Here is a 3,647-nt window from a genome sequence, read left to right as displayed (position 1 = left end):
AGCAACAATCATCCAAATTTCTTCAAAGAAATAGGGGCGGTGACGCCCCTATTTCTTTGAAGAAATTTGGATGATTGTACGAGCCAAAAAGCATGGAGACCTAAAATGCGCGGGTCTCTCGCAGGCCGTCATTCAAACCTGCATCGTGCATTCACACTGACCTTGCTCCCAAGTTTTATCCAGTCTTGAGTTCACTCCAGCGGTTTTGTGACGTACCCCCGTTTAAATTAAATGTGGCCATGCTGCTCAAAGCACAGATCAAACCCTGACATTCATGAAATGTTCTTCAACTTGGCCAAAATCCCAGCTTCGAGCCGACAGGGCCAAATCCCTGGAAGAGGCTTCACAATTTCTTGGATTTTCTCTACAAAACAGAGTTGTGACGGACATCTGTGTTCAATGGCTTCCAAGTAGTGGCGCGTCAGTGCTGCCACGTCGATTTAATATTGCCAACCAACCTAATTCTTATTAATCGAGTTCATAAATAATGGCGACATTTCCACTATCAAGCAAACTATAAAGAAAGGATAATGCATGCAACTCACCAAACTTGGCGAAGATATAGCAAAATCAAGTGGTATCATAAAAACTCAGTATATATCCGGACTTCTTGATGGAACTGTTGACATCACGCAGCTTGTAGTAAAACCTGTTTGCTATGAAGCTGTTGCATATGTCGTATACCTAAGTGGCCTATTTTCATTAGAAACGATACATAATACTTCTGGAAAAGGCTGGATACCGATGTTTAAATTTTTAAGCGGCCCTCAATGGGATGGCCAGAATCTTCCTATAGGCGCAGCGATTGGATTCTACAGTATAGAGCAAGGTACATTCTTTCATTCAGCTATCTCTCTTGGTAAGAACACCACGACAATACGGTCTGTAAATGGTGGAAGATTAGGACAAACATGGCTTCAACCTGTCGATATCCATCCTATTCTTGGTCTCCCATCTCCGGACGGCGCCTTTAACTACGATGGAGGGACAATTCGGGTATATCGGTCAGCCCTACAGGGGGGCTAAACCCCTGGAACTTGATGCTAAGCTGAAGATTCTTTCCTTCGCCGCGCTGATATTCGTCAACAGAAACCAATCGGCTTCCCTACCGCATCTCGGAAGGCGCTGAGTTGGCCCTCACGCGCCAAGTGGCAAAAATTATACGTAAGGAAATCAGGAGGCGGGGGTTCTTCTGCTGGGTATTCCTGCTGTTGTTCCTGGGGTTCAACATTTTCATGGCATATGGGCTGTTCGCCGGTGTCCAGCAGGCGGCGACAGGGCCGGTGGCAAGCGAGGCGGAGGCTGCCGGAAGAGCGATCGGCGCGGTGATCCTTGGCCTGTTCGCACTCCTCTTCCGTGGCAGGAAGACCCTCATAGAGGAGACTGTCGAATGAAAATGATGCCAAAGGTACTTACGGCGTTCACCGCCATCGTTCTTCTCATGTCGGCGGCAAAAGGGGACAGCCTGAAAAGTATGACCGTTGCCAGCGAGCTCGGCGCGATCATCGCCTCCGAGGAGTTTTGCGACCTTGCATTCGATCAGGCCGCGATCGAGGCCTTTATCGAGAAACACGTCGATGCCGCCGATACAGGCTTTGCTCCGACGATGAACATGATGGTCGAAAGCCAGAAGTTTCAGCTCAATGAAATGAAGGGGTCAGCCAAGACGGCTCATTGCGCGCAGATCCGCCGATCGGCCAAGGTGAACCATTTGATACAATAGAAGCTTTCGCTTCGAAGGCATGAGGCCCGGCTTCTGCCGGGTCTCTCATGTCAAGGCCACTTTCGGGCTAGATGCCAAAAAGCTCGTTCATCGTCAGCACTTTGCGGAGAGAAACTGTTTGAAGGCCCCAATTACAATGTCCCATAAACGGATCAACCAGCTCTTGCCGGCTGATATGCCTGCCATCGTAGAATTTCATAAGAATGGTAACGAGGCGGTGATTAGCTTCAAGGGAGCGTGGATCACCAGAAATCTGGGACAAGTTGACCGCGCAATATATGAGATAGAGCAAAAGAATGGCTTTTCGGCTGCTACATTAGACCTTTCTGCCGTTGATAGATTTGACACGGCGGGCGCGTGGCTTGTAGAGCGGCTGCGGTTCTCGCTGGAGAAAACTGGAAAAACGGTCACGCTTCAAGGTAATCCCGAGAAATGGGATGCGCTTTTTAAAGCTGTCAAAGATTCCGCTTCGTCAGTACGCATTGAACCTGCGAAACGGGGTTCATATCTGACAGCGTTTTTTGAAACTATTGGAAAGAGCGTCTATCAATTTTTGGGCGACTTCCTAAAAATTATGCATATCCTTGGTGCGATGATTGTTGGTGCTTCTAGTCCAAGAGCAGGCGCTAACAAGATCCGGTTCGTAGCCATCTTTCATCAGATTGATCGTTTGGGCGTCGGCGCCATTCCTATCGTTGTGCTCATATCAACGATAATGGGGGCAATTATTGCGCAGCAAGGAGCGTTCCAATTGCGAAATTGGGGAGCCGAAATTTACGTGGCCAGCCTCTCCGGAATACTGGTTCTTCGTGAAATCGGCGTACTTCTGGCCGCAATAATGGTCGCTGGGAGATCTGGAAGTGCAATTACTGCCGAGCTGGGCTCTATGAAAATGCGCGAGGAAATCGATGCTATGAGGGTTATGGGACTCGATCCGATAAGCGTTTTGGTATTTCCACGTGTCGTGGCTTTAACTATATCAATGGTCTTGCTGACCGTCATTTCTAATATTGCAGGACTAGTGGGTGCGATATTTGTGGGTTGGGCATATTCCGGAATCGCGCCAACCGCATTTTTACGGCTTCTGCATGAAGCTGTTACAATCCAAGACTATCTCGCTGGGCTGATTAAGGCACCTTTCATGGCAATGGTCATTGGGATTTTAGCAGCAGCCGAAGGGATGAGCGTGGGTGGCAGCGCTGAGTCGCTGGGAAGGAGGGTTACTTCTTCTGTAGTAAAGTCTATTTTCTTGGTGATTGTTATTGATGGCCTTTTTGCTGTATTCTATGCGGCAATAAACTTCTAGAAATATTCACAGAATACTTTAGCGTAAAAACTGTGTTTAGGCATGCAAATTTGGCTCTGACGCATATGTGGAACGGCCCGGTTGGCACTTTTCCGTAAGGCGATGCATGGCCTCGCCGATTAGATTGTTCCGCCTCATTCTACTGGTCCCATAGTGGGAGGGCCACGCAGGCCGAGCCCGGAGAGAAGCGTGATACTGCGAAGACATCAATCAACCATAGCTACGGACAGTCAGAAGGTGCTTGACCTAACCACGCCGAATAGAGAGAACCACGCCGCGACAAGCGGGCGTGTCCGTTTACGATGAAGTCGGGCAGGGTGGAGGCGAAGCTGCCGAATATGTTGACGCGCTGCACTTAAAAATTTCTTCTGCAGACTGGTGATTGGCAGTCGTATCGTCAGTATCTAATGATGGTCTATACGTGCGGACTTCGCTTATAAAGCATTGCCATTGTAGTGGGTGCGTGATGGATGTCAAATCTCAACCCATATTGAGAGCGGCGGTGCAAAATTAGTCCACGGTAGCGGCGGGATTGTCCCGGCTTCGGGCGGAGTAAAATCCGGCCACCTATTTCTCTTCTGCAATGAACGCAGGAGGGACAGGGGATCTACACCGTGG

The 3,647-nt window shown here is 49.0% G+C and carries 4 protein-coding genes; all 4 read left to right on the top strand.

Features of this window, described 5'->3' with window-relative positions:
* Positions 1-534: 534 nt before the first annotated feature.
* The 4 genes from DUT91_RS25685 (at position 535) to DUT91_RS24580 (ending at position 3,029) form a co-directional block, all read left to right on the top strand.
* Positions 535-1,026, top strand: coding sequence for an urea amidohydrolase (locus tag DUT91_RS25685; protein WP_147272291.1), 492 nt, complete (start codon positions 535-537; stop codon positions 1,024-1,026).
* A gap of 104 nt (positions 1,027-1,130) precedes the next feature.
* Positions 1,131-1,394 (top strand): hypothetical protein, encoded by a 264-nt coding sequence (locus DUT91_RS24590; RefSeq protein WP_114443009.1) that lies wholly within the window; start codon positions 1,131-1,133, stop codon positions 1,392-1,394.
* Positions 1,391-1,723 carry a signal recognition particle gene (locus DUT91_RS24585; RefSeq protein ID WP_114443008.1) on the top strand — a complete coding sequence of 111 codons (333 nt, stop codon included), beginning with the start codon at positions 1,391-1,393 and terminating at the stop codon, positions 1,721-1,723. Before DUT91_RS24590 ends, DUT91_RS24585 begins: the two co-directional genes overlap by 4 nt.
* Before the next feature lie 136 nt (positions 1,724-1,859).
* Complete coding sequence (locus DUT91_RS24580) at positions 1,860-3,029, top strand: ABC transporter permease (protein ID WP_114443007.1); 1,170 nt, start codon at positions 1,860-1,862, stop codon at positions 3,027-3,029.
* The last annotated feature ends 618 nt before the right edge of the window (positions 3,030-3,647 follow it).

Source organism: Paramesorhizobium salinisoli (genome assembly GCF_003335045.1).
GTDB classification, from domain to species: domain Bacteria; phylum Pseudomonadota; class Alphaproteobacteria; order Rhizobiales; family Rhizobiaceae; genus Paramesorhizobium; species Paramesorhizobium salinisoli.
The sequence above is the reverse complement of the archived record's forward strand: the minus strand, read 5'-3'. Positions and strand labels throughout refer to the sequence as shown.